The 2,530-nt window shown below is 74.5% G+C and carries 3 protein-coding genes and 1 riboswitch; of the genes, 2 read left to right on the forward strand and 1 reads right to left on the reverse strand.

The window, feature by feature from the left end; all coding sequences use genetic code 11:
• Nucleotides 1–379, reverse strand: a 379-nt coding sequence (locus ACFU99_RS40650; protein ID WP_384402915.1) for an FAD-dependent oxidoreductase, incomplete at its 3' end; no start/stop codon positions are given.
• A riboswitch (TPP riboswitch) is annotated at nucleotides 377–489 on the reverse strand. Its footprint overlaps the gene before it by 3 nt.
• Nucleotides 490–653: 164 nt before the next feature.
• Here ACFU99_RS40650 and ACFU99_RS40655 point away from each other — a divergent pair.
• Entirely contained in the window at nucleotides 654–1,883 is a 1,230-nt protein-coding gene (locus ACFU99_RS40655) for an NAD(P)/FAD-dependent oxidoreductase (protein WP_384402918.1), read from the forward strand.
• Nucleotides 1,884–2,065: 182 nt separating this feature from the next.
• Nucleotides 2,066–2,431 (forward strand): Rv2175c family DNA-binding protein, encoded by a 366-nt coding sequence (locus tag ACFU99_RS40660; protein WP_363230668.1) that lies wholly within the window; start codon nucleotides 2,066–2,068, stop codon nucleotides 2,429–2,431.
• Nucleotides 2,432–2,530: the final 99 nt, after the last annotated feature.

Below are 2,530 nucleotides of genomic sequence, written 5' to 3' on the forward strand. Positions count from 1 at the left end.
GCTGCAATTCGTGCAGTTCCCGCAGGTGGGCGCGGTCGTCGGCGTCGAGGGCGACGGCGAGCGTGCCGCAGGCGCGGTAGCCGATCTCCTGCCCGCTCGCCTCCGCCAGCTCGGCCGCGAACGCCGGATAGCGGCGCGCGGAGGCGAGGTTGATGGCCAGCAGATCCTGCTCGCCGTAGTGCAGTTCGGTGACGGCGGCCAGCATCCCGGCCGCGACCTGGGCGGCGCCCCCGCCCGGCGCGGGGTCCGCGACGGCGGTGCGCAGCCCGCGCTGGGCCGCGCGCCAGGCGGTGACCAGGCCGATGATGCCGCCGCCGATGACGAGGACGTCACAGGAGGCCGTTCCCCGCCCCGGTGGCTTCGAAGACGACGCGTGCATGGGCGTCCAGCCCCTCCCTTCGCCGGCATGACCCGGATCAGGTTCGTACGGTCGGAGGCCGGCCAGCCTCCCTCTCAGCCCGGTCCGTCCGGGCTCCCGCGAGTGCTCTACGCGACTCACCCTAGTACGCGCCCCGAATCGGCCGAAAGGGAGCGTCCGCCGCGGGCCGGGGCTCCGCCGGGCGCGCGACCGGGCCGCCGAAGGCCCCGGTTGTGGTGGAGATCTCGCTGCGCGACGCTCCGGGACAGCGTGCCCGCCGCCCTACAGTGAGCTGGTGAGCGATCAGACGAATACCACCAGTGACCGGCGTCGCGTCGTGATCGTCGGCGCGGGCGTGGCCGGGGTGCAGACCGCCGTAGCCCTCCGAGAACAGGGCTGGGCCGGCGCGATCACGCTGCTCGGCGCGGAGCCCCATCAGCCCTACGACCGACCGCCGCTCTCCAAGGCCGTGCTGCTCGGCAAGTCCGAGGGCTCCGCCTTCGAGGTGGACTTCGACTCCCTCGGCATCGACCTGCGACTGGGCCGCGAGGTCACCGGGCTGCGGCCCGCCGAACGCGTCCTGGACACCGCCGACGGCCCCGAGCCCTACGACCGGCTCGTCATCGCCACCGGCGCCGAGCCCGTCGTGTTGCCCGGCAGCGAGGGCATCCCCGGCGTCCACCTGCTGCGCACCCTGGACGACGCGACGCGGCTGCGCCCGGTCCTCGCCGACCAGCACGACATCGTCGTGGTCGGGGCGGGCTGGATCGGCGCGGAGTTCGCGACCGCCGCCCGCGAGGCGGGCTGCAAGGTCACCGTCGTGGAGGCAGCGGACCGGCCGCTCGCGGGCGCCCTCCCCGCCGAGGTCGCCGCCCACATGGTGGGCTGGTACGCGGACTGCGGCGCCGAACTGCTCACCGGCGCCCGCGTCGTCTCCCTCGCCGAGGGCAGCGTGCTGCTGGACGACGGCACCCGGCTGACGGCCGGCGCGGTCGTCGTCGGCATCGGCGCGCGCCCCGCCACCGGCTGGCTGGCGGGGACCGGCATCGAGCTGGCCCCGGACCTGTCCGTGATCACCGACGAACGGCTGCGCACCAGCCTCCCGGACGTCTACGCGGTCGGCGACTGCGCCTCCTTCCCGTCCGCCCGGTACGCCGAGCGGCTGCTGGTGCACCACTGGGACAACGCCCTCCAGGGGCCGCGCACCGTCGCCGCCAATATCGCGCACGGCGAGGCGGAGGGGCCGCTGTACGACCCGGTGCCGTACTTCTGGTCCGAGCAGTTCGGCCGGTTCGTGCAGTACGCGGGGCACCACGCCGCCGCCGACGAACTCCTGTGGCGCGGCGACCCCGCCACCGCCGCCTGGTCGGTGTGCTGGCTGCGCCAGGGCGTCCTGGTCGCGCTGCTCGCGGTGGGCCGCCCCCGCGACCTGGCCCAGGGCCGCAAGCTCATCGAGCGCGGCGCCCGGCTGGACCAGCGGCAGGCCGCCGACCCTTCGGTGCCGCTGAAATCGGCGACGGTCTGAGACCTTCTCCGCCGGGCCGTGCTCCGTTTTTGGGCGGTACGCGCGCGTGCTCTCTTCGCAGCTTCCAGGGGGTACGCGCGCGTGGCCGGGCGGTACGCGCGCGGCCGGGATACGACATGGGCGCCGCGCGCCCCGAGCCCTCCCGGCTACCGACTGTCAGTCCTAGATGGCAGGCTTGTCCCGTGACCGAGATTGACGCAAAGATCGATGCTCTCGTCCCCGCCTGGCTCAACCTGCCCGACATCGCCGAACGGCTCGGCGTCGAGGTGACGCGCGTCCGGCAGCTGGTCAAGGAAGGCCAGGTGATCGCGGTGCGCCGTGGCGAGAACAGGGTGCTCCAGGTGCCCGCCGACTTCATCGGCGACGCCAAGGTCGTCAAGGGCCTGGCCGGCACCCTGACGCTCCTGCGGGACGACGGCTTCAGCGACGTGGAGATGCTGGAGTGGCTCTTCACCCCCGACCCGACCCTGCCGGGGACCCCGGCGCAGGCCCTGCGCGAGAATCGCGGCACGGAGGTGAAGCGCCGGGCCCAGGCGCTCGCCGTCTGAGCGCCGTCTGAGGGCTGCCTGAGCACGCCGGGGGTGCGGACGATGGCCGTCCGCACCCTGCCGGGCACGGCGCCCGTCGGCCGATTCGCCGTCCCCGGC

This window comes from Streptomyces sp. NPDC057654, assembly GCF_042800135.1.
In the GTDB taxonomy this organism is placed as follows: domain Bacteria; phylum Actinomycetota; class Actinomycetes; order Streptomycetales; family Streptomycetaceae; genus Streptomyces.